The organism is Frankia sp. EI5c, from assembly GCF_001636565.1.
Classification (GTDB): domain Bacteria; phylum Actinomycetota; class Actinomycetes; order Frankiales; family Frankiaceae; genus Parafrankia.
The window spans coordinates 13,537-34,253 of sequence record NZ_LRTK01000082.1 but is presented as its reverse complement, the minus strand read 5'-3'; the positions used below and the strand labels follow the sequence as shown (position 1 = coordinate 34,253).

At 71.6% G+C, this 20,717-nt stretch carries 11 protein-coding genes and 6 pseudogenes; 6 read left to right on the top strand and 11 right to left on the bottom strand.

Annotated features, from left to right (window positions below):
- Positions 1 to 15: 15 nt before the first annotated feature.
- Complete coding sequence (locus tag UG55_RS22670) at positions 16 to 1,482, bottom strand: cyclopropane-fatty-acyl-phospholipid synthase family protein (RefSeq protein ID WP_066072828.1); 1,467 nt, start codon at positions 1,480 to 1,482, stop codon at positions 16 to 18.
- A gap of 771 nt (positions 1,483 to 2,253) precedes the next feature.
- On the opposite strand from UG55_RS22670, the gene UG55_RS22665 reads away from it, so the two are divergent.
- The 4 genes and pseudogenes from UG55_RS22665 to UG55_RS42225 all read left to right on the top strand — a co-directional run.
- On the top strand, positions 2,254 to 3,546 hold the full coding sequence (locus tag UG55_RS22665; RefSeq protein WP_242424958.1) for a pectate lyase: 1,293 nt from the start codon (positions 2,254 to 2,256) through the stop codon (positions 3,544 to 3,546).
- 15 nt (positions 3,547 to 3,561) lie between these two features.
- A pseudogene (locus tag UG55_RS45690) lies at positions 3,562 to 3,957 on the top strand (family 43 glycosylhydrolase); the annotation flags it as partial.
- Between the two features lies 1 nt (position 3,958).
- Positions 3,959 to 4,098, top strand: a pseudogene (locus UG55_RS42230) (arabinan endo-1,5-alpha-L-arabinosidase); the annotation flags it as partial.
- Between the two features lies 1 nt (position 4,099).
- The coding region (locus tag UG55_RS42225) for an arabinan endo-1,5-alpha-L-arabinosidase (RefSeq protein ID WP_242424957.1) at positions 4,100 to 4,557 on the top strand (458 nt) is incomplete at its 5' end.
- Positions 4,558 to 4,617: 60 nt separating this feature from the next.
- On the opposite strand, the pseudogene UG55_RS42220 reads toward UG55_RS42225, so the two are convergent.
- The 5 genes and pseudogenes from UG55_RS42220 to UG55_RS22650 form a co-directional block, all read right to left on the bottom strand.
- Positions 4,618 to 5,414: pseudogene (locus tag UG55_RS42220) on the bottom strand (OB-fold nucleic acid binding domain-containing protein); the annotation flags it as partial.
- Between the two features lies 1 nt (position 5,415).
- Positions 5,416 to 5,873 (bottom strand): annotated as a pseudogene (locus UG55_RS42215) (DNA polymerase III subunit alpha); the annotation flags it as partial.
- 1 nt (position 5,874) lies between these two features.
- Positions 5,875 to 7,457 (bottom strand): annotated as a pseudogene (dnaE, locus tag UG55_RS42210) (DNA polymerase III subunit alpha); the annotation flags it as partial.
- 1 nt (position 7,458) lies between these two features.
- Positions 7,459 to 8,154, bottom strand: a 696-nt coding sequence (locus UG55_RS42205) for a PHP domain-containing protein (protein ID WP_242424956.1), incomplete at its 3' end; no start/stop codon positions are given.
- A 386-nt stretch (positions 8,155 to 8,540) separates the two neighbouring features.
- On the bottom strand, positions 8,541 to 9,962 hold the full coding sequence (locus UG55_RS22650) for an aminotransferase class V-fold PLP-dependent enzyme (protein WP_066072793.1): 1,422 nt from the start codon (positions 9,960 to 9,962) through the stop codon (positions 8,541 to 8,543).
- A gap of 293 nt (positions 9,963 to 10,255) precedes the next feature.
- On the opposite strand from UG55_RS22650, the gene UG55_RS29640 reads away from it, so the two are divergent.
- Positions 10,256 to 10,435 (top strand): hypothetical protein, encoded by a 180-nt coding sequence (locus UG55_RS29640; protein WP_066072791.1) that lies wholly within the window; start codon positions 10,256 to 10,258, stop codon positions 10,433 to 10,435.
- Between the two features lie 155 nt (positions 10,436 to 10,590).
- Here UG55_RS29640 and UG55_RS22640 read toward each other — a convergent pair whose 3' ends face one another.
- From UG55_RS22640 to UG55_RS22620, 5 genes are all read right to left on the bottom strand, one after another.
- On the bottom strand, positions 10,591 to 11,973 hold the full coding sequence (locus UG55_RS22640) for a DEAD/DEAH box helicase (protein WP_199865226.1): 1,383 nt from the start codon (positions 11,971 to 11,973) through the stop codon (positions 10,591 to 10,593).
- A gap of 667 nt (positions 11,974 to 12,640) precedes the next feature.
- Positions 12,641 to 14,092 carry a glycosyltransferase 87 family protein gene (locus tag UG55_RS22635; protein ID WP_083987095.1) on the bottom strand — a complete coding sequence of 484 codons (1,452 nt, stop codon included), beginning with the start codon at positions 14,090 to 14,092 and terminating at the stop codon, positions 12,641 to 12,643.
- Between the two features lie 143 nt (positions 14,093 to 14,235).
- Complete coding sequence (locus UG55_RS22630; RefSeq protein WP_066072789.1) at positions 14,236 to 15,510, bottom strand: DUF445 domain-containing protein; 1,275 nt, start codon at positions 15,508 to 15,510, stop codon at positions 14,236 to 14,238.
- A gap of 92 nt (positions 15,511 to 15,602) precedes the next feature.
- On the bottom strand, positions 15,603 to 15,911 hold the full coding sequence (locus tag UG55_RS22625) for a DUF6343 family protein (RefSeq protein ID WP_066072824.1): 309 nt from the start codon (positions 15,909 to 15,911) through the stop codon (positions 15,603 to 15,605).
- Positions 15,912 to 16,087: 176 nt separating this feature from the next.
- Complete coding sequence (locus UG55_RS22620) at positions 16,088 to 17,197, bottom strand: hypothetical protein (protein ID WP_066072787.1); 1,110 nt, start codon at positions 17,195 to 17,197, stop codon at positions 16,088 to 16,090.
- A 1,743-nt stretch (positions 17,198 to 18,940) separates the two neighbouring features.
- Here UG55_RS22620 and UG55_RS42200 point away from each other — a divergent pair.
- Positions 18,941 to 20,716 (top strand): annotated as a pseudogene (locus UG55_RS42200) (nitrate- and nitrite sensing domain-containing protein); the annotation flags it as partial.
- Position 20,717: the final 1 nt, after the last annotated feature.

The following is a 20,717-nucleotide window of genomic DNA, read 5'->3' as shown; positions in this document are numbered from 1 at the left end:
CACCACCGGGACGGGTCAGTAGGACGGGCGCAGTGGCTGGTGCGAGGCGCCGGCGTCGGGGCGGACGCCGAGGACCTGGTGGATCTGGGACAGGCCGGCTTCGAAGCTGAGCGCCGAGCCGGCCATGTACAGCCGCCAGACCCGCGCCCGGCCGGCGCCGACGAGGGCGACCGCCTCGTCCCAGTGTTCCTCCAGGTTGCTGACCCAGGCCCGCAGGGTGAGCGCGTAGTGCTCGCGCAGGTTCTCGATGTGGCGCACCTCGAAGCCACCCCCCTGCATCAGGGTGGTCAGGGCGCCGATCTCGTGCAGCTCGCCGTCGGGGAAGACGTAACGGTGCAGGAAGTCAGCGTCCTTCGGCAGCGGCACCGGGCCGATGCGGGGCCGGCTGCGGGCGGCACTCGCCGGGTCACCGGGGAATGAGATGCCATGGTTGAGTAGGCGACCGCCCGGACGGAGCAGCTCGAACAGGGTTCGGAAGTAGACGGGCAGCTTGGCCCGCCCGACGTGTTCGACCATACCGACCGAGCTGATCGCATCGAAGGGGCCGTCCGTGATCTCACGGTAGTCCTGGAGGCGGATCTCAATCCGGTCCGCCAGCCCGGCCTCGGCCACGCGGCGGCGGGCTTCGGCGGCCTGCTCCGCCGAGATCGTGATCCCGACGCCGGTCACCCCGTGGTGGCGGGCCGCGTGCAGGAGCATGCTGCCCCAGCCGCAGCCGACGTCCAGCAGCCGTTCGTCGGGCCGCAGGCCGAGCTTGCGGCAGATCAGTTCGTGTTTGGCCGCCTGCGCGGCGGCCAGGTCGGTCGAGGGGGATTCCCAGACCGCGCACGAGTAGGTCATGGCCGGCCCGAGGACCAGCCGGTAGAAGTCGTTCGAGACGTCGTAGTGGTGGGAGATCGCCTCGGCGTCGCGGGACCGGCTGTGTGCCCGCCCGCGCAGGCGGGCCTCTTCCGGCGGGGGCTGCGGCGGGCGCGGGCCGAACTGCCGGGCCAGCACCACCGCCGCCCGCAGCACCGCCGCCGACGGCCGCAACCGGGCGATCCGCGTGCGCAGGGCGAGAGCTTCGAAGATGTCGCCGTCGATCTCCAGGTCACCGGCGACGAAGGCGCGCGCGAAGCCCAGCTCGCCGGGGTGGGACAGCGCCCGGCGGAGCGCGTGCGGGTTGCGGACCAGCACGCGGGTGCCCGTCCGCGGGCCGAGCGCGTAGCCGTCCCACAGCTCGACGCGAACTGCCGGTGACGGTCCGAACAAATCCAGCAGCAGCTCGCGGGACGCCTTCTCGACCGCGGGCGGCCAGTCGAACCCGCCCGGCCGGGCCTCGGGTGGCGCGGACGTCCCACCTGTCCCACCTGTCTCATCCGTCCCACCTGTCCCACCCGGCCCGCCCCTCCCGCCCGGCGCGGTGGATGGGCTCGCGGCGGGGAGCGTTCCTCCCCGTGCCGGCGTAGTGGCTTGCGACTCGACGGGGTGATCGACCGTCACAGCGTCCTCCGGGTCCCTTCGGGCACCGAGGACCGTGGCCACCACGGAGAGCGCCTGGCCGCCCGTCCGGCGACCGTCAGGCGACCGCACAGCACGGACGGCACGGCGACGTCGCGGAGGAGCATCGGCCCTGCGTGCCCACCATGTGCCAGGGCGGCGTCGGCGGAGACAGGGCGACGCGTGCCCACCTGAACCGCATACTCCCCCACCACCCGTGTTGCGCAAACAACCACGGGTCCTGCCGGGCGGGTCTGCTGCGCCACACCTCGCCATCATCAACACGATTACGGACGCCCGGGGACACGCAAGCGAGCTGCCCCGAACGCGTGCCGTGCGCGGGCTGACGCCCTTTTCGGCCCGCCGAGAAAATCAGATATCAAAAACACGGTTGCGGCCGGGTGTCGATTCACCGGACGGGTCCGCTGGTTGCCACCCGCCGCGCAGCCCGTTTCAGACTTCTTGTTTCACCGGGAAGTCAACCCGTCGCCGGGATTTCCGACCCGGCGGATCGCCCTCGACAAACAAGGCAGATCATTGGTTTGCCGACAGGCTTTCTTGATAACCTCCCCCGGTCGTCTCCGCTTCCCGGTCGAGCCTTCTCCGGATGCGCGGAACCAGTGTTTGGTTCTGCGGCCATGGCTGTTCCTGGCAGCCCCTGCCACTTCTCCTCCGTCTGCCCCGGCGCGTCGGCCCCAGTGAAAGNGGAGCGGTATGCACGACCCGGAGCGTGTCAGTCCTGATCCCGGGTGGTTCCCGTCTGAGGAGTGAACGATGAAAGCCAGAGGTGCGGCCTCTCCCGCCCCGTTACGCAGACGCCTCCGGCGGTTGCGCGCCCTCGCCGCGGCGCTGAGCATGATGGTGGTCGGGTGTACGGCGGTGGTGCTCAACATGCCGGCGGCGTCCGCGGCGACGGTGGACACCAGCGCCTGGTACGTCCTGGTCAACCGCAACAGCGGGCAGGCGCTGGACGTGTACGACCGGGCCACCGCCAACGGCGCGCGCATCGCCCAGTGGCCCCGTAACGACGGGTACTGGCAGCAGTGGCAGTTCGTCGATTCCGGCGGCGGCTACTACCGGCTCAAGTCCCGGCACTCCGGCAAGGTCCTCGATGTCTACGAGTGGTCCACCGCGAACCTCGCGCCCGTGGTCCAGTGGACCGATCTCAACGGCGCCAACCAGCAGTGGAGGCTGGCCGACACCTCCGGCGGCCACGTCCAGCTGATCAACCGCCACAGCGGCCGGGTGCTCGAGGTGCGCAACGCCTCCACCGCCAACGGCGCCGACGTCGTGCAGTACGACAACTGGGGCGGCGACAACCAGCAGTGGCAGCTGGTCCGGGTGGGCGGCGGCAGCGGCGGGAGCGGCACCACCCCGCCGAGCTGGCCGAGTGCCAGCGGCAGTCAGGGTGTCTCCAGCTCCATCTCGGTCAGTGGCACCTTCGACGGCGGCATGCGCCGCTACTACGGCACCGGTGCGCTCGGTGGCAGCAGCCAGGACGAGGGCCAGGACCCCCTGTTCAAGCTCGCCGCCGGCGCCACCCTCCAGAACGTCATCCTCGGTTCCCCCGCCGCTGACGGCATCCACTGCGCCGGCGCCTGCACCCTGCGCAACGTGTGGTGGGAGGACGTCGGCGAGGACGCCGCGACCTTCCGCGGCAGCGGTTCGCCGGCCTTCCTCGTCGACGGCGGCGGCGCTCGGCTGGCCGCCGACAAGGTCTTCCAGCACAACGGCGCCGGCACGCTGACCGTCCGCAACTTCCAGTTCCAGAACATCGGCACCGCCTACCGCTCCTGCGGCAACTGCTCCACCCAGTACACCCGGCACGTCGTCTTCCAGAACGTCTGGGTGACCACCCCCGCCAACCGCCTCGCCGGCATCAACACCAACTACGGCGACACGGCCACCTTCTCCGGCGTCACCGTCATCAACGACCCGAACCGCAAGCTCACCGTCTGCCAGAAGTACATCGGCAACGACGACGGTGACGAGCCGCGTACCAACGGCAGCGGTGCCGACGGCACATACTGCCGTTACTCCAGCTCCAACATCACCTACGTCAACTGAGCGCGGGGAGTACGCATGAGATTCGGCGACAGGCGGCGATTACCGTGCTGGCGGAAGATCACTGTTGCGGTGGCGGTGGTGGTGTACGCCACGGTCGCGGCCGGCTCCCCGGCGTTGGCGGCCTACCCGGCACCCGGTCGCGTGACCGGAAACGTGACCGTGCACGACCCGTCCATGGTGCGGACCTCCTCCGGCTATCTGCTCTACTCCACCCACAACGGCATAGAGACCCGTTTCTCCAGCGACCGGGTGAATTTCACCCTCCTGGGGCGGGCGTTTCCGACGGTGCCGTCCTGGGTGTACTCCTACAACAGCTCCGGTGACGTCTGGGCTCCCGACGTCTCCTATCAGAGCGGGCTGTACTGGCTCTACTACTCGGCCTCCAGTTTCGGGAGCAACAACTCCGCCATCNGGCTGGCGACGTCCACCACCGGCCTGCCCGGAAGCTGGACCGACCGGGGAATCGTCGTGAACTCCACGAGGTCGAGCAACTTCAACGCCATCGATCCGTCGCTGCTCGTGGACAACAACGGCAGATGGTGGCTGTCCTTCNGGTCCTTCTGGAGCGGGATCTACATGATCCGGATAGATCCCGCCACCGGAAAGCGGCTGGCCGCCGACACGACCCGATACCACCTCGCCCACCGCCCGCCTGACCCGCACGCGGTGGAGGCACCCCAGATTGTCTACCGGAGTGGTTACTACTACCTGTTCACGTCCCACGACCTGTGCTGCCGGGGCACCTCGAGCACCTATCGGATCACGGTGGGGCGCTCGGCGAACCCGAACGGGCCGTATCTCGACCGGGCGGGGGTGCCGCTGCGCAACGGGGGCGGTACCGAGGTCCTGGCAACCCACGGCGCGGTGGTCGGGCCGGGCGGGCAGAGCGTGCTGCGCGACACCGACGGCACGCTCCTCGTCTACCACTACTACGACGCGGGCGCCGGGGGACGGGAGACGCTGGGAGTCAACCTGATCGGCTGGAGCGGAGGCTGGCCCACCGTCTACTGAGGAATCGTTCGGATGCCGCCCGGCGCGCGTGGGTTGCCGAGCCCACGCGCGCCGGTGTGGTCAGGCCACGGCGGAGGCACCCAGCAGGGCTTTGAGGTCGCCCATCAGGGCCGGGGTTCGCTGGACTTTGTAGGCGTCGTCGAGCCGGAGCAGGGTGGTGCGGCTCGACGACTGCAGGCGCAGGTGGACCTCTGTGGTCCCGGGGTGGTCACCGAGCACCTCGCGCAGCCGGTCTACCGTCGGCGGGTTGACCCGCGAGGCCGGCAGGGTGATGACCACCGGCGGGCTGAGCGCATGGTCACTCAGGTCGGGCACGGTCAGGTCGGAGGCGACGAGGCGGGGAGTGTCCTCCCGCTTGTCGATCCGGCCCTTGACGATGACCACCGCGTCCTCGGCGAGCTGGGTGGAGCAGGTCTCGTAGGTGGCGGGGAAGAACATCACCTCCAGGCCACCCTCCAGGTCCTCCACGGTGGCCAGCGCCCACAGCTTGCCCTGCTTGGTCACCTTCCGCTGCAGGCTGGAGATGATCCCGCCGATGGTGACCACCGAGCCGTCCGGGTACTCCCCGCTGTTCAGGGATGCGATGCCGCAGTCCGCCTTCGCCGCGAGGATGTGCTCGACGCCGAGCAGCGGGTGGTCCGACACGTAAAGGCCGAGCATCTCCCGCTCGAGGGAGAGCAGCAGGGCCTTGTCCCATTCCTGGTCGGAGAACTCCTGGACGCCGAAGATGGGCGCGGCCTCCGCCGCGTCACCTTCGCCGTCGAAGGCGAACAGGTCGAACTGGCCCTCGGCGTTCTTCTTCTTCACGCCCATGACCGCGTCGATGGCCTGCTCGTGCTTCTCGACGAGACCCCGGCNGGTGTGCCCGAGGGCGTCGAACGCGCCGGCCTTGATCAGGGACTCGACGGTCCGCTTGTTGCAGGCGACGGCGTCGACCTTGTCCAGGAAGTCGGGAAAGGAGGCGAAACGACCCTTCGCCTTCCGGTTACGCACGATGGACTCGACCACGTTGACACCCACGTTGCGGATGGCGGCGAGGCCGACCTTGATCTCGTTCTCGCCGTGGGCGGTGTAGTCGGCGTCGGAGGTGTTCACGTCCGGCGGCAGCACCCGGATGCCCATCCGCCGGCACTCGTTCAGGTAGATCGCGCTCTTGTCCTTGTCGTCGCGCACCGAGGTGAGCAGTGCGGCCATGTACTCGGCCGGGAAGTTGGCCTTGAGGTAGGCCGTCCAGTAGGAGACCAGCCCGTACCCGGCGGTGTGCGCCTTGTTGAAGGCGTAGTCGGAGAAGGGGACCAGGATGTCCCAGAGGGTCTNGATGGCCTCGGCGGAGAAGCCGTTGGCCTTCATACCGTCGGAGAACGGCCCGAACTCCTTGTCCAGGATCTCCTTCTTCTTCTTGCCCATCGCCCGGCGGAGCAGGTCGGCCTGGCCGAGCGTGTAGCCGGCGACCTTCTGCGCGATGGCCATGACCTGCTCCTGGTACACGATCAGGCCGTAGGTGGTACCCAGGATGTCGGCGAGCGGCTCGGCGAGCTCGGGGTGGATCGGGGTGATCTCCTGCTGGCCGTTCTTGCGCAGCGCGTAGTTGATGTGCGAGTTCGCGCCCATCGGCCCGGGCCGGTAGAGCGCGAGGACGGCGGAGATGTCCTCGAAGTTGTCGGGGCGCATCATGCGCAGCAGTGAGCGCATCGGCCCGCCGTCGAGCTGGAACACCCCGAGGGTGTCGCCGCGGGCGAGCAGCTCGTAGGAGGCCGGATCGTTGAGCTCCAGGCTCATCAGGTCGACCCGGAAGCCGCGGTTGGCCTCGACGTTGCGCACCGCGTCGTCCATGACGGTGAGGTTGCGCAGGCCGAGGAAGTCCATCTTCAGCAGGCCGAGCGTCTCGCAGGTCGGGTAGTCGAACTGCGTGATGATCGCGCCGTCGGCGTCGCGGCGCCACACCGGGATGTGGTCGATGATCGGCTCGGCGGACATGATCACGCCGGCGGCGTGCACGCCGGCCTGGCGGATGAGCCCTTCCAGGCCCTTGGCGGTGTCGATGACCTTGCGGACGTCCGCGTCGGACTCGTACAGGCCGCGGATCTCGCCGGCCTCGCTGTAACGGGGGTGCTTCGGGTCGAAGATGCCCGACAGCGGGATGTCCTTGCCCATGACGGCTGGCGGCATGGCCTTGGTGATGCGGTCGCCGACCGCGTAGGGGTAGCCGAGGACCCGGGAGGAGTCCTTGATCGCGGCCTTCGCCTTGATGGTGCCGTAGGTGACGATCTGCGCGATGCGGTCGTCGCCCCACTTCTCCGTGACGTAGCGGATCACGTCGCCACGCCGACGTTCGTCGAAGTCGATGTCGATGTCGGGCATGGACACGCGGTCGGGGTTGAGGAACCGCTCGAACAGCAGGCTGTGCGGGATGGGGTCGAGGTCGGTGATGCCCAGGGCGAAGGCGACCATCGAGCCCGCGGCGCTGCCACGGCCGGGGCCGACCGGGATGCCCTGGCCCTTGGCCCACATGATGAAGTCGGCGACCACGAGGAAGTACGACGGGAAGCCCATCGACAGGATGACCCCGAGCTCGTACTCCACCCGGGCGCGGTGCTCCTCGTCGAACCCGTCCGGGAACCGCCGGGCCATACCCGCCCAGGTCTCCTTGCGGAACCAGGACTCCTCGGTCTCACCCTCGGGGACGGGGAAGCGGGGCATCAGGTTGTGCTTGGCGAACATGCCGGCCGGGTCGACCCGCTCGGCGATCATCAGGGTGGTCTCGCACCCCTCCCGCCAGGCATCCGAGGTGTCGATGGCGTACATCTGCTCGGCGCTCTTGAGGTAGTAGCCCGAGCCCTCGAACTGGAAGGTCGGGTTCGCCACCGTCGAGGCGGTCTGCACACAGAGCAGTGCGGAGTNGGTCGCCCGCTCCGACTCGTAGGTGTAGTGCGAGTCGTTGGTGACCACGAAGCGCATGTTCAGTGCGCGGGCGATGTCGACCAGCCCGTCACGGACCCGGCGCTCGATCTCGATGCCGTGATCCATGATCTCGCAGTAGAAGTTCTCGCGGCCGAAGATCTCCTGGTACCTGGCGGCCGCCTTCAGCGCCTCGTCGTAGTGCCCCAGGCGCAGCCGGGTCTGCACCTCCCCGGACGGGCAGCCGGTGGTCGCCATGAGCCCTTCGGAGTGCTCGGCGATGATTTCGGCGTCCATGCGCGGCCATTTGATGTAATGGCCTTCGATGGAGGCCCGGGAATTGAGCCGGAAAAGGTTGTGCAGGCCGACGGAGTTACGTGCCCACATCGTCATGTGGGTGTAGGAGCCACCGCCGGAGACGTCGTCGCTCTTCTGGTTCGGGTCACCCCACCGCACCCGCTGCTTGAGCAGGCGTGACTCGGGCGCGACGTACGCCTCGCAGCCGATGATCGGCTTCACGCCGGCCGCCGTGGCCTGTCGGTAGAAGTCGTACGCCCCGTACATGTACCCGTGGTCGGTGATCGCGACGGCCGGCATCCCCTGCCGGGACACCTCGGAGAACATGTCCTTCAACCGGGCCGCTCCGTCGAGCATGGAGTACTCGGTGTGAACGTGAAGGTGGACGAAGGAGTTCGCCATGTCGTCGGACCTTCCCGCGCGCGGAGGGCACGCCGGTCGAAGCTGGTGGGGAGGGGAGCCCGGATGCGGGGCGGGCGGCGGCCGGCGGCATCCGGACGGGAACGGATGGTCACGGCGGCGCACGGAAAACCCGGACGAGAATCGGATAACCCGCCCGCCCGATTGTTCTCCGGTTGTTTCCGGTTGCTACGGTGACGTCATTGTTCCTCTCGGTGGTGAAGTCGGCCGGTGGCGCTCGCCCGGTGGCATTGATGCAGCCTAGCCCGGCCTGTCGGGCGGGCCTCGGGAACCTACGGACGTGTCCACGTGAAGGCCACCGGAGGGGCCATCGCGCCTTGACACGCGGCTCGCGCCGCTCCGGCTCGCGCCGCTCCGGTGGGCCGCGGTCAGGCGCGGGCGCGGGCGCGGGAGCGGGCCGCGGCGGCCGCGGCGGCGATGGCCGCGACGGCACGGTCGACGTCCGACTCGGTCGTCAGCCAGTTGCAGACCGACACCCGCATCGCCACCGCGCCCCGCCACACCGTGCCGGAGACGTAGGCCTCCCCGCCCGCGACGACCCCGGCGGTGGTGGCCGCGGTGGTCGCGTCGTCGTCGTCGAACCGCAGCAGGACCTGGTTGAGCTCGACGTCGTTGAGCACCGTGACGCCGTCGAGGCTGCCCAGCGCGGTGGCGAAGCGCCGCGCGTGCTCACAGCAGCGGTCCACCAGGTCGGTCAGCCCTGCCCGGCCCAGTGAGCGCAGCGCCGCGTAGAGCGCGAAGCCGCGGGCCCGCCGGCTGAACTCGGGTGTCCACTCCAGCGGTTCGTGCTCACCCTCGCCGGCGTGCGTGATGTAGTCGGCCCGGGTCGACATGGCGACCCGGTGCGCCTGCTCGTCGGCGACGATCGCGATACCGCAGTCGTAGGCGAGGTTCAGCCACTTGTGCCCGTCGGTGGCCCAGGAGTCGGCCTGCTCGATGCCGGCGACCAGCGCGCGGCGCCGCGCGGAGCCCGAAACCGCCGCCCACAGCCCGAACGCGCCGTCGACGTGCACCCAGGCCCCGTGCTCGCGGCTGACCGCGCAGATCCGCGGCATCGGGTCGAAGGCGCCGGTGTTGATCTCGCCGGCCTGGGCGATCACGATCGCCGGGCCGGAGCCGCCCGCGAGTGCCGCCCGCAGCGCGTCCGGCCGCATCCGCCCGGCCCGGTCCGCGGCCACCACCCTCACCCGGCGGGTGCCGAAGCCCAGCAGGCGCAGCGCCGCGTCCACGGTGACATGCCGGGCGGCGCCGACGAACACCCGCACCGGCGGCGCCCCGGGCAGGCCGTCGGCCTCGACGTCCCAGCCGTGCCGGGCAAGCACCCGGTGCCGGGCGGCGCCCAGCGCCGTCACGTGGGCCATCTGGGTTCCGGTCGTGACGCCGACCGAGGCGGACGCGGGCAGGCCCAGCAGCTCCTTGACCCACCGGCCCGCGACCGCCTCGGCGGCGGCCGCCGCGGGGGAGAGGCTGGTCAGGCCGGCGTTCTGGTCCCAGGCGACCGCCATCAGGTCCGCGGCCAGCGCGGCCGGCAGCACCCCGCCGATGACGTAGCCGAAGAACCGGGGCGACCCGGTGGCGGTCAGCCCGGGCCCGGCCGCGGCGGCCAGCGCGTCCACCACCTCGGCCGGGTCGGTCGGACCGGCCGGCAGCGGCATCTCCAGCCGCGCGCGCAGCTGCTCGTAGCCGGCGGTCGCGCCGACCGGCCGCGAGCCGAGCTCGGCGAGGTAGCCGGTGATGTGGGTGAAGGCCCGCGCCGTGGCGGTGCCGGCGTCTCCCGGCGGAGTGGTCAACGCTTTCCTTCCCGCGGGGAGCCCCGGAGCCTTCGACCAGGCCCGCTGTCTGCGGCCGGCCCGATGCGCGCGGTCAGCCAGCAGGCCGGGGACCCCTGGCCGGCCCGGTGCCCCCGGACGGCGTGTACGAGCATGCCTGATGCCGCGGTGCGCCCGCCCGAACTGTGGCGCCGAAGAGTGATGCCGACCGACGTCACTGTGACCGCCGACACCTCCCCGCCTGGCCGCCACGCCCGCTCGATACCGTTTTCGTATCCAGTGTCGATTCGATGACTCTTCGAAAGGTGTTGCGCATGGATCAGGACGAGTCGGTCGACCCCACGCCGGGGTCCGTGGCGTCCCTCGAGCTCGAGGTGGTCCCGGCGGCGCCGGCGGATGGCGGCGAACTCGCGGAGAGCTCCGCGGGGGAGCTGAGCTTCGGGTCGGTCGCGAACCCGAACCGGCTGCGACTGGGCGTCTCGCGCTCGCTGTGACCACGCGGAGCATCCGCGGGTGATGTTCCCGAGAACCACCAGTGCCCCGGAACGCCTGAAGCGTTCCGGGGCACTGTCGCGGGTGGGCCCGCCGCGCCGCGGGCACCGATCGCGGTCTCGTGGTCGGCCCGGGCCGCTGGGGCCCGGGCCGGTTCTCAGATGCCCGGGGCGGGCGCGGCCGTACGGGTGGTGGTCAGGCCGCGGGCCGGTCGGCCCGGGCGGTGCCCGTCAAGGCGGTGGCGCGGCGTCGCGTCGCGCTCGCCGCCCACCCGTGCGCCGGGGCCGCCGCGGCGGGCGCCATCCCGGCCGGAGCCTTCACGCCGACCGCCGCCACCGTCCCGGCGGGGGCCGTCGCGGCGCCCGCTGTCCCGTCGGCTCTCGCGCCGGCGGGCCTGGATGGTGGCCGGGTCGACCGGCGGCGCCGGCGGACCGGCGAGCTCGGTGACGATCGGGTCGTCGGGCAGGGTCGGTACCGGCTGTGCCGGTACGCCCACCGCGCGCAGCAGGGAACGCGCCTTGCCGCGCTCGGCCGGCACGGTGATCAGCACGTCGGCGCCGTCGGCACCGGCACGCGCCGTGCGGCCCCCGCGGTGCTGGTAGGTCTTCGCGTCCTCGGGCGGGCCGAGGTGCAGCACCAGGCTGATGCCGTCGACGTGGATGCCGCGGGCGGCGACGTCGGTGGCGACCAGGACCCGGTAGAAGCCGTCCGTGAAGCCGGCCAGCGCCCGGGTGCGGGCGCCCTGGGGCATTCCGCCGTGCAGCGGCTCGGCCGGGACGCCCGCCTCGGTGAGGGTCTGCGCGACGCGGTCGGCGTCCCGCTGGGTACGGACGAACACCAGGGTCCGTCCGGCACCGGCGGCCAGGGCCGTGACCAGCCGCAGCTGCGCCATCCGGTCCACGGACTCCAGCGCGTGCCGCGCCAGGGTCGAGACCTGCGACACCTCCGGGTCCACCGCGACGAGCACCGGCTCGGGCAGATAGCCCCGGACGAGGACCTCGACCTCACGGTCGAGCGTGGCGCTGAACAGCAGCCGCTGGCTTTCCGCGGGCGTCATGTCCAGCAGCGCCTTCACCGCCGGGAGGAACCCGAGGTCGCACATGAAGTCGGCCTCGTCCAGCACGGTGATCTCGATCTCGTCGAGGAGGCAGGCATCGCGCTCGACGAGGTCGGTGAGCCGGCCGGGGGTCGCCACGACCAGGTGCACACCGCGGCGCAGCGCCGAGATCTGCCGGCTGATGGACGTGCCGCCGTAGACCGGGGTCATCCACAGCCCGAGTGCCCGGGTGAGCGGGGCCAGCACATCGTTGACCTGCTGGGCCAGCTCCCGGGTCGGGACGAGGATCAGCCCGCGGGGCTGGCGCGGCCGGGCGGGCCCGGTCGCGGCGAGCCTGGCGAGCAGCGGGAGGCCGAACGCCAGTGTCTTGCCGGAGCCGGTGCGGGCCCGGCCGAGCACGTTCTCGCCGGCCAGCACGTCGGGCAGGGTGGCGGCCTGGACGGGGAAGGGCCCGTGGATGCCGCGGTCGGCGAGCGCCGCCACGAGCTTCGGGGGGAGGCCGGCCGCCGCGAACGACTCGGCCGGCGGGCGGGGGGAACGGGTGGTGAGTGCCGGACGTGCGACCGGGCGCTCACCGCCTCGGAACTGGGCGGGACGGGGTCCACCGCGACCGTGCCCGGTGGGGCGGGTGCGGCCGCCCCGGGAGGGACGGGCCGAACGGTGGGCGGTGCTGGGCTGGGTGCTGCGGGGCTGAGTCAGGGGATCCGCCGATCAGGTCAGGGCCGACAGAACACACGCCACGTCGGTTCCACGCGCCATGCGGCGTAGTTCACGAACGCGGAAAGTGTCATCCGGCGGCCAGGGGGCGGCCGGTTTTCACGCGACCGGACCCAACCGCGGTTTCGGACCGCCATGGCGCTCGCACCGACCTTCGGACATCCGGCCAATCTGACCGGAAGTCCCAGAGATCTTGTCTTCGCTCCGAGGGTGGTTGCCCTCGGTGACGCCGACAGTAAGACGTTACCCCGGACCGGGGCGTGATCGGGGGCCGTGAGGTGTGTGGTTAACCATCCGGGGAGGACGTTCTGCGTCACATCCGGCCCGCTGAACCACCGAACTGCGGTTCGAGGTCGCCCGGACGCCATTTCCTGTGCCGATGACCATGGAGACGTGAGTGTCGGCCTGATTGCCCATGCCTGGCGGGCATCTGTTACCGGCGGTGCATCCGGCCCGTTCGGGTGCGCGGAGCGCCCGCGGCGGGCGTTGCGGCCGTGCTCGTACTCCCGGCCGTGCTCCCGGTTGTGCTCCCGGACGTGCCGGATCGCCGGCACGCCCAGACCAGCAGCGTCACCGTGCCGACGAGCGCCCCGTAGGCGCCGATCACCCGCTGGTCGTCCCCGTGGACGCGGGCCGTGGCCCACAGCGCGGCTCCGATGCCCGTGACCGCCAGCGCCACCAGCGTCGCGCGCCGGGCCGCGCTGGTCGGGGGAACGGGGGGAGCCGGGCGCAGGAGCGGGACGGCGACCAGCGGGGCGAGGATGGCAGCCGCGGCCAGCAGCTCCGCCGGCGTGCTCAGATGCGGGGTGACCAGCAGCCAGCTGCCGGCGGTGAACACCGCGAGCGGCCGGTCGGGATGGCGCGCTCGGCGGTCACCCGGCGGCACCGGTGAGCCGCGGGTGATGGCGAGCAGTGGAGCCACCAGGAGCAGCAGGTAGTGGCTCCACACGATGGGGGAGGCCACCAGCGCCGTCGCCACGGTGGCCGCGAAGATCAGCCCGTCCCCGGCGGCCCGCCCGGACCGCCGCGCGACGACCACGCATCCGACCAGCAGGAGGCCCGCCGCGGCCCGGGCGGCCCAGGCCGCTGTGCCCGCGCCGAGCCCGGTGTTCATCAGCAGGCCGGTCAGGCTCAGGCCGTCCGGCGCCTCCTCGCGGGCCAGGACGCCGAGCATGTCGGCATAGGTGCCGGCCCGCACCGGGCTGTAGATCTCCCCGACGGCGAACAGCGCGGCCAGCGCGGCGACGGCGTACCCCGCCGCCCGGGACCGCCGGGTGAGCACCAGCCACAGCACGACCGGCAGCAGGAAGAGCTTGCTGTAGACCAGCAGGGCGGCCACCGCCCCGGCGCCCACGGGGGTGTCCCGCAGCCGCCACAGGGCCACCAGACCGAGGAACAGCAGTGCGTTCAGGGTGCCCATCTGCAGCCCCGTGATGGTGCAGGACGCCCCGAGCACCAGGGCGGACGTCCACCAGCCCGCCCGGGCCAGGCGGCAGGCGGCGAAGAGCGCGGCCACCGACAGCGCGATGAACACGGTGTCCGCTCCCGGCAGTGCGGAGAGCGGAACGAACGGCAGCGACATCAGGTACGGGTAGACGAAGGCGAACCCGGAGTACACCTCGGGCGTGCCGGGCGGCGGATACGGGTCCTGCCCGTCGCCGACGGCGGCACCGGCGCGCAGGAACACATCGATGTCGAAGTGGGCGATCGGGGCCACGAACCCGACCCAGATGAGGCCGATGATGACCGTGAGGGTGAGTGGGCCCGCCGCGCCGGCCACGACGGCCCGGGCGACCCCCGCGCCGCCGCCGCCGGTGCCGCCGCCGCCGGTGTCACTGCCCGGGTGGGCACAGGTACCGGTGTCGTCGAGGCGGTCCGTCGTCATGACTGCTGCTCCGGTCGGCGCTGCACCCAGTCTCCAGGATCGTCGGGGCCTGCGACGTTCATGCTCCCACCCCGGCCGGCCCGTCGATGACGCAGACCACTCGTCGGCTCACGTGCCGTGCGGGCGCCGGCGCGCCGCGGTGCTCAGAGCAGGAGCTCGGTGAGCAGATGGATCACCAGCCCGGCCAGCGCGCCGACGACCGTGCCGTTGATGCGGATGAACTGCAGGTCGCGGCCGACGTGCAGCTCGATGCGGCGGGACGCGTCGTCCGGTTCCCACCGGGAGACCGTGTCGCCGATCACTGCGACGATGTCCTCGCGGTACCGGCGGACGGCGCGGGTGGCGACGTCGGCGGCGGTGCGGTCCACCGTGGCTGCCAGGGCGGGCTCGGTGGCCAGCCGGGCGCCGAACGCGGTCAGTGCCTCGGTGGCCCTGGTGCGGGCCGTTCCGTCCGGATCGGTGGTGAGGTCGAGCAGCACACCGCGGGCGGTCATCCAGATCGCCGTCACCGCCCGGTCGGCCTCGGGGTGGGCGACGATGCGGCGTTTGAGCGCCTCGACCTTCTCGCCGAGCGCGGGGTCGGTGCGCAGCCTGTCGGCGAAGGAGAGGAGAAAGGTGTCGAGGGCGCGGCGCAGCCGGTGCCCGCGGTCGGCCCGCAGCTCGGCGGCGAACCGCAGCGCCTCGGCGTAGGCGCGGGCGGCGACCGCCTCGTCGAGCCACTTCGGAGACCACGAGGGGGCCTGCTCGCGGACCACCCGCAGGACGGTGTCCGGGTTGGCCTTCAGCCAGTTCTCGATCTCACCGACCAGCAGGTCGACAAGATGGTGGTGGGTGCCCTCGGCGACCACCCGGTCGAGTGCGAGCCCGAGGGCCCCGGCCCAGCGCCGTTCCAGCAGGCGAGGCAGGACCGTCTTCTCCACCAGCTCGCGGACGAGGTCGTCCTCGATCCCGGCGATCATGGCGGCGGCGCGGGTGGAGATCTCGGTGGTGACCCGCTCGGCGTTCTTCGGGCGCCGCAGCCACTCACCCGCCCTGGCGGCCACGCCGAGCTGGTCGAGCTTCTCGCGGACGACCTCCTCGGAGAGGAAATGCGTCCCGACGAAGGTCTGCAGCCCGCGCCCGAGGGCGTCCTTGCGGCGTGGGATGATCGCGGTGTGCGGGATCGGCAGCCCGAGCGGATGCCGGAACAGGGCCGTGACGGCGAACCAGTCCGCGAGCGCGCCGACGGTGCCGGCCTCGGCGGCGGCCGCCACATAGCCGACCCAGCCGGGGGCGCCCGAAGCGTCCCAGCGCCAGGTGATGATGTAGACGGTGACCATGAACGCGAGCAGGCCGGCGGCGATGCCGCGCATCCGGCGCAGCCCGCGGCGCATCGCGGCCTCGGAGCTCGCATCCGCGGCCAGGAGCCCAGGTGCCATCCGCGCCGCTCCGCTCTCCGCCGTGGGTCCGTCGGCAGGGGCGGGGCGCGGTCAGGGGCGAGCGCGCCCGCACCGACGGGATCCGCCTCACCTTATGAGCGCGGGCGCCCGTCCCGCCGAGCCGAGACCGTGCGACGGTGGATGACCACCAGGTCGACGAGGGCGGTCAGCCCGATCACGGCCAGCGCGACGGCGGGCCCGACCTGCCCGGCCGCCGCGCTGAGGCCGGCCGTGACACCGCAGAACACCAGGCCGAACAGTGCCAGCGCGCGGCGCAGGCCCAGGGCGCTGCCGGCTGGCGGCGCTCCGGTCCAGCGGTCGCCCCACGAGCCGGCCGAGCGCCACCACGGTTGTGGGCGCGTTGGGCGCTCGGAGCGTTGGCGCGGTACCTGGCGGGTCACGCCTGCGGTGTGCCCCGCCTCCGCGCCGACCAATCGGGGTCAGTGCCGGAGAGCTGAGTTGAATCGTCTGATGTAGTCAACTACCCCAAAAGAAATTGGCATGAAGTTGCCAGCGGAATGTTCAGTCGCGGTTCACTCGCCCGGTGCGTGAGCCCTGCGTGAATCGGCACCGCGGCTCAGTCTCGTGGATCAGCCTGGTGGGCGAGGACGTCGACAAGAAGCTTCGTGGCCGTGAAATCCACCGGGACCTCGATCACCCGGACGCCGCGCCCCCGCAACGCGGCGCGCAGTCGCTCCCGGTGGTCGGCGGCCGAGCGGAGGCCACCCCGGCGCCCCCAGACCTCGACGAGGAGATCGACGTCCAGCGCGGACGCGAGATGCAGCAACGTGGCCGCGGGCCCGACCGGCGGTTCGTCGACCACCGCGACCGCGGGACGTCCCTCCCGGCCGGCCAGCAGCGCACCCGCCACGGCGACCGGGCCGCCACCGGACCGCAGGACACGTGCCTCCCCGCGGGCCGGCGCCGCCGGATGCCCGAACCAGGGCCCGGCCTGGCCGGAGGCCGCGATGATGACACCGTCGGCGGGCAGCGTCTCGGCCAGGTCGACAGCCGCGCGGGCCGGGGTGAGCGGTGCCGCGTCCCGGGCGGCGAGCTGGCCGATGAGCTCGGCGAGATCGCCGGCCCGCTCCGCGGGGACGGCCGGCAGCCCGGTGCCGTCGGCGGGCGGGGGCCAGGAGGGGGCCGGTGCGGCGGCACGTGCCGGCCGGTCGCCGGCCGGGCCTCGGTGGTCCCCGGCGGCCTGGTCACCCGGCGGGCGCGGGCCTCCTTCCCGGTGCGGTTCGCCTTCCGGGGCGGGGGAGCTCAGGAGGAAGTCCGGATGCGGCCGCAGCCGCAGTTCACCGGCACCGGCAAGCCGTGCCGACTCGACGGCGCGCAGGAACTCCGCCGGCGTCGAGACCGGGACCGGGACCGCAGACTCGGGGTGCCCCGGGTGCCCCGGGTGCCCCGGGTGCCCCGGGTGCTCGGGCAGGTCCCGGCCCGCGTGTGCCGCTGCCGGCCGGGCCCCGCTGGAAAGCAGGGTGAGCACCGTACCGTCCCAGTAGGCGCCGAGCCCGTCGCCGAGCTCGGCGGCCGCTGTGGCGAGCAGCCGCGCGCAGGTCTCGTCCGGCGCGGGGACCAGCCGGGGTCTGGTGGCTCCCGGGGGCAGGGCCCGGGCGGACCGCGAGCCGGGGAGGGCGACCAGGTGGCCGACTCCGACCGAGGTGAGCAGCTCTCCGAGAGTCATCGCCGCGAACGCTCCTCTTCCTTTTCTTCAGGGCTCGGTTCCGCTGGGCGCCGGGCACCTGCTGGCCCCGGACCGTCCAGGTGGGGTGGTGGCCGGCCCGGGGGCGGGCCAGGGGCGTGGTGTCGTCCCCGCGTGGTTGTGTCCTCTGCGTCCACGTTGGCCTGCCGGTGGTGGAGGCGAAAGTGATGCGACGTGCATCAGCCCAGGTCGGCACCTACCCGGACCGTCTCCGCTACGGAAGGTGGGTCTTACGTCACGAAAGAGGCCTACCGTGACACGACGTGCCGTTCGGGCCGCGAGGGGCGCCTGGGATCACTGGTGGACACCTGAGCGCTTCGGTACGAGCGCCCTGGTTGCGACCGGTGGCCCCTCGGGCGCCGTGCCCTGCTGACCCGGCTGGTCAGCTAGCCCCGGCCGGGCCGCCGGCCGGCTGGGAGTAGCCGGTTCCGTGGGGGGCGCTGTGGCCGGGCCGTGGCAGCACCTGAGGCCGGAGCGGCTGGCTGTGGCGCGGCTGGCTGTGGCGCGGCTGGCTCTGGCGCGGCTGGCTCTGGTGCGGCTGGGGCGGCAGGCGAGCTGGTTTCCGGCATGCGGTCTGTGCACCCCTCGGTGCCGCATCGGATCTCTGCTCACACTATGCCCGATCAGACGGTGTATGCCGGATGACAACCCGGGCGGCCTGACATATTTTGGATCCAATACGCGCGATGAGTGGGATCCCGGAACGGGTTCCGCGGTGCGAGTTGGTGTCGGTAACTCGGGAAGAGCCGTGGCCCGAGGCCTCATGACGGCGTGTCGTCCGTCCCGGGCGGCCCGACTTCCTTGTACGGAATGCCCATTTAGTCCTTTTGTCTGGAACCGGGCTGGCCGTGGTTGGCGGTGCTCCGCGCGCTTCCGGCCGCGTGACCCGGCCACCCGCGGTCCGTCGGGGAGTTGCCGGGCCCGCTCCGGAGGAGTCGCGCGCCGGGTCGGGGTGTGTTCCGGTGCGGGCCGGGTGCTTGCGGGGCCCCGTGAGCGCTGAGCGGGTGCGCGGGGAAGACCGGCGGAAGTCAAACGTCTTTCCCGGCGGTGACAGGTGCGTCCGCGGATTCGCTCCGGATCGCGAACCTGCACGCGACCTGCACACAACGGGCGACGGTGTTGCTCACCCGCGGGGCTCTGGAGGATGTCGGGATCGCAGATGGGGCAGCCGATGCGGCGGGTGTGGCTCAGATCGCACGAGCCCGGGCCGCGTGGTCCCCCTGTCGTCTCGTCGAGGGGGTCCCGGCCTGCGGGGACTTGTCATGCTGGAGTGGATCATCTTTGCGTCTACGCAGGTAGAGCGCTTGCCGACGGTCATCCGGGGCAGGGTTCGGACAGGATTGATGTGAGCTCCATCACCGTTACTGTCGGCATTCCCGTACCTCTAATGCGTATGCCCTTTAGGGGGCGCGGAGCCGGTAAGCGATCACAGCCTGTGATTATTTGATTCCTGGTGTGAATGTGTCTTCCGCATGTTCCGGTTGACAATGGCCGGTGGCGTCCGTAGCCATCATCGGCGGATGGCGGGAGGTGTTGAAGGGCTTCTGTACCGGCTCGCTAGAGTTGTCCGACGTCGGACGCTTTCAGATGGGCGCGGCCCGCGTCTCAATCCCGCGTGGTCCGTACTTGTCGCGTGCCGTCCGTCGCGGATCAGGCATCGAATGAGCGATTCGCTCACCCCGCACACGAGGCGCCCAACCCCGGGGCGTCGGACGAGAGGACTGGATGCTCCGGAATTGGCCCATCCGCTCGAAGCTGGTGGTGATTCTCATCGTCCCACTGGCCGCGCTGGCCGTGCTGAGCGCGATACAGGTGCGCGGGGACGTCGACAACGTCCGGGCCGCGGACCGCATCGAGGCACTCGCCAACTTCTCGATCAAAGCGAACGATCTCGTCCACGCGCTTCAGGTCGAGCGCTACGCGAGCAACGCCTACCTCGGCTCCAACTACAGCTTTCCGGCGCTGGGTGAGGCAGTCATGTCCTCCCGCCAGCCGGTGGACGAGGCGCTCAGGGTCTACTGGGCGGGCGAGCAGACACTGCCGGACTCGGCCCGTGACGAACTCGGCGGAACGCTGTCGGCGATCACTGAGCAGCTCAACCAGCTTCCCGAACAGCGCAGGCAGTTCGACGCCCACCAGACGCAGGTCGCCACGACCATCGCCTTCTACGACGCGGGCGTGAAGAACCTGCTGCGGCTCAACGCCCAGGTGGCCTCGGGTAGCACCGACGCCCGGCTGGCCAGCGCCGCGACCACGCTCGCGGGTATCTCGCAGGCCAAGGAGCAGGCGGCCCAGCAGCGTGGTGCGGTCGCCCAGATGCTGTCGCTGCGCAGCGCGACGTCGCAGACGATCTGGCAGCTTGAGGCCACCGCCGGTGCCGAGGACGCCTGGATCGAGCAGTTCCGCACCACCGCGACCGCCGATCAGCAGGAAGTCTTCAACTCCACGGTCGGCCGTTCCAAGACCAACGTGGACCAGGTCCGGGAGCGGATCATCGCCGCGCTGACCGCCGGCGACCCGATCACCATGGGCCCCCGGGACTGGACCCAGCTCGCGGACGCGAAGATCGCGCAGATGCGTGAGGTCGAGCGCCGGGTCGCCTCCGACCTGGGAGTCACCAGCCGCACGATCTCCGATGACGCCTCCCGCGGCGCACTGATCGGCAGCGTCGGCGTGGCCGGCATTCTGATCGTGTCGATCGTGATCTCGCTGCTGGTCGCCAGCCCCATGATCAACCAGCTGCGGCGGCTGCGGCGTGGCGCCCTCGACGTCGCGACCGACCGCCTGCCGGCGGTCGTCGAGCGGCTGCATCGGGGCGAGCCCGTCGACATCGACGCCGAGGCCTTCCCGGTTCCCTCGACGAGCAAGGACGAGATCGGCCAGCTCGCGGACGCCTTCGCGACCGTGCACGAGGTGGCGGTGCGCACGGCGGTCGAGCAGGCCGCGATGCGCAAGAGCATCGGGGACACCTTCCTCAACCTCGCCCGCCGAAGCCAGGCCCTCATCCATCGCCAGCTGAAGATCATCGACGCGCTGGAGCGCAAGGAGACCGACCCCGACGAGCTGGAGGAGCTCTTCCGGCTCGACCACCTGGCGACCCGTATGCGTCGCCACGCGGAGGACCTGATCGTTCTCTCGGGTTCGAAGCCGGCCCGTGGCTGGCGCCGGCCCGTCCCGATCAAGGACATCGTCCGCGGTGCGGTGGCGGAGGTCGAGGACTACACCCGGGTGAAGGTGCTGCCGATCACCGGTGGGGCGGTTAGCGGCCACGCCGTCGGTGACGTGATCCACATGTTCGCCGAGCTGATCGAGAACGCCACCTCCTTCTCCCCGCCGCACACCCCGGTCCAGGTCTCCGGGCATCCGGTCTCGAACGGCTTCGTCGTCGAGATCGAGGACCGCGGGCTGGGAATGAGCCAGGAGGAGATCGACGCGCTCAACCACCGGCTGGCGAACCCGCCGCCGTTCGACCTGTCGACCAGCGAGCGGCTGGGACTGTTCN

Excerpts from the sequence above, each read along its gene's own strand:
- UG55_RS22665 (WP_242424958.1), top strand. The coding sequence starts at position 2,254 with ATGAAAGCCAGAGGTGCGGCCTCTCCCGCCCCGTTACGCAGACGCCTC.
- UG55_RS29640 (WP_066072791.1), top strand. The coding sequence starts at position 10,256 with ATGGATCAGGACGAGTCGGTCGACCCCACGCCGGGGTCCGTGGCGTCC.
- UG55_RS22635 (WP_083987095.1), bottom strand. The coding sequence starts at position 14,092 with ATGACGACGGACCGCCTCGACGACACCGGTACCTGTGCCCACCCGGGC.
- UG55_RS22630 (WP_066072789.1), bottom strand. The coding sequence starts at position 15,510 with ATGGCACCTGGGCTCCTGGCCGCGGATGCGAGCTCCGAGGCCGCGATG.
- UG55_RS22620 (WP_066072787.1), bottom strand. The coding sequence starts at position 17,197 with ATGACTCTCGGAGAGCTGCTCACCTCGGTCGGAGTCGGCCACCTGGTC.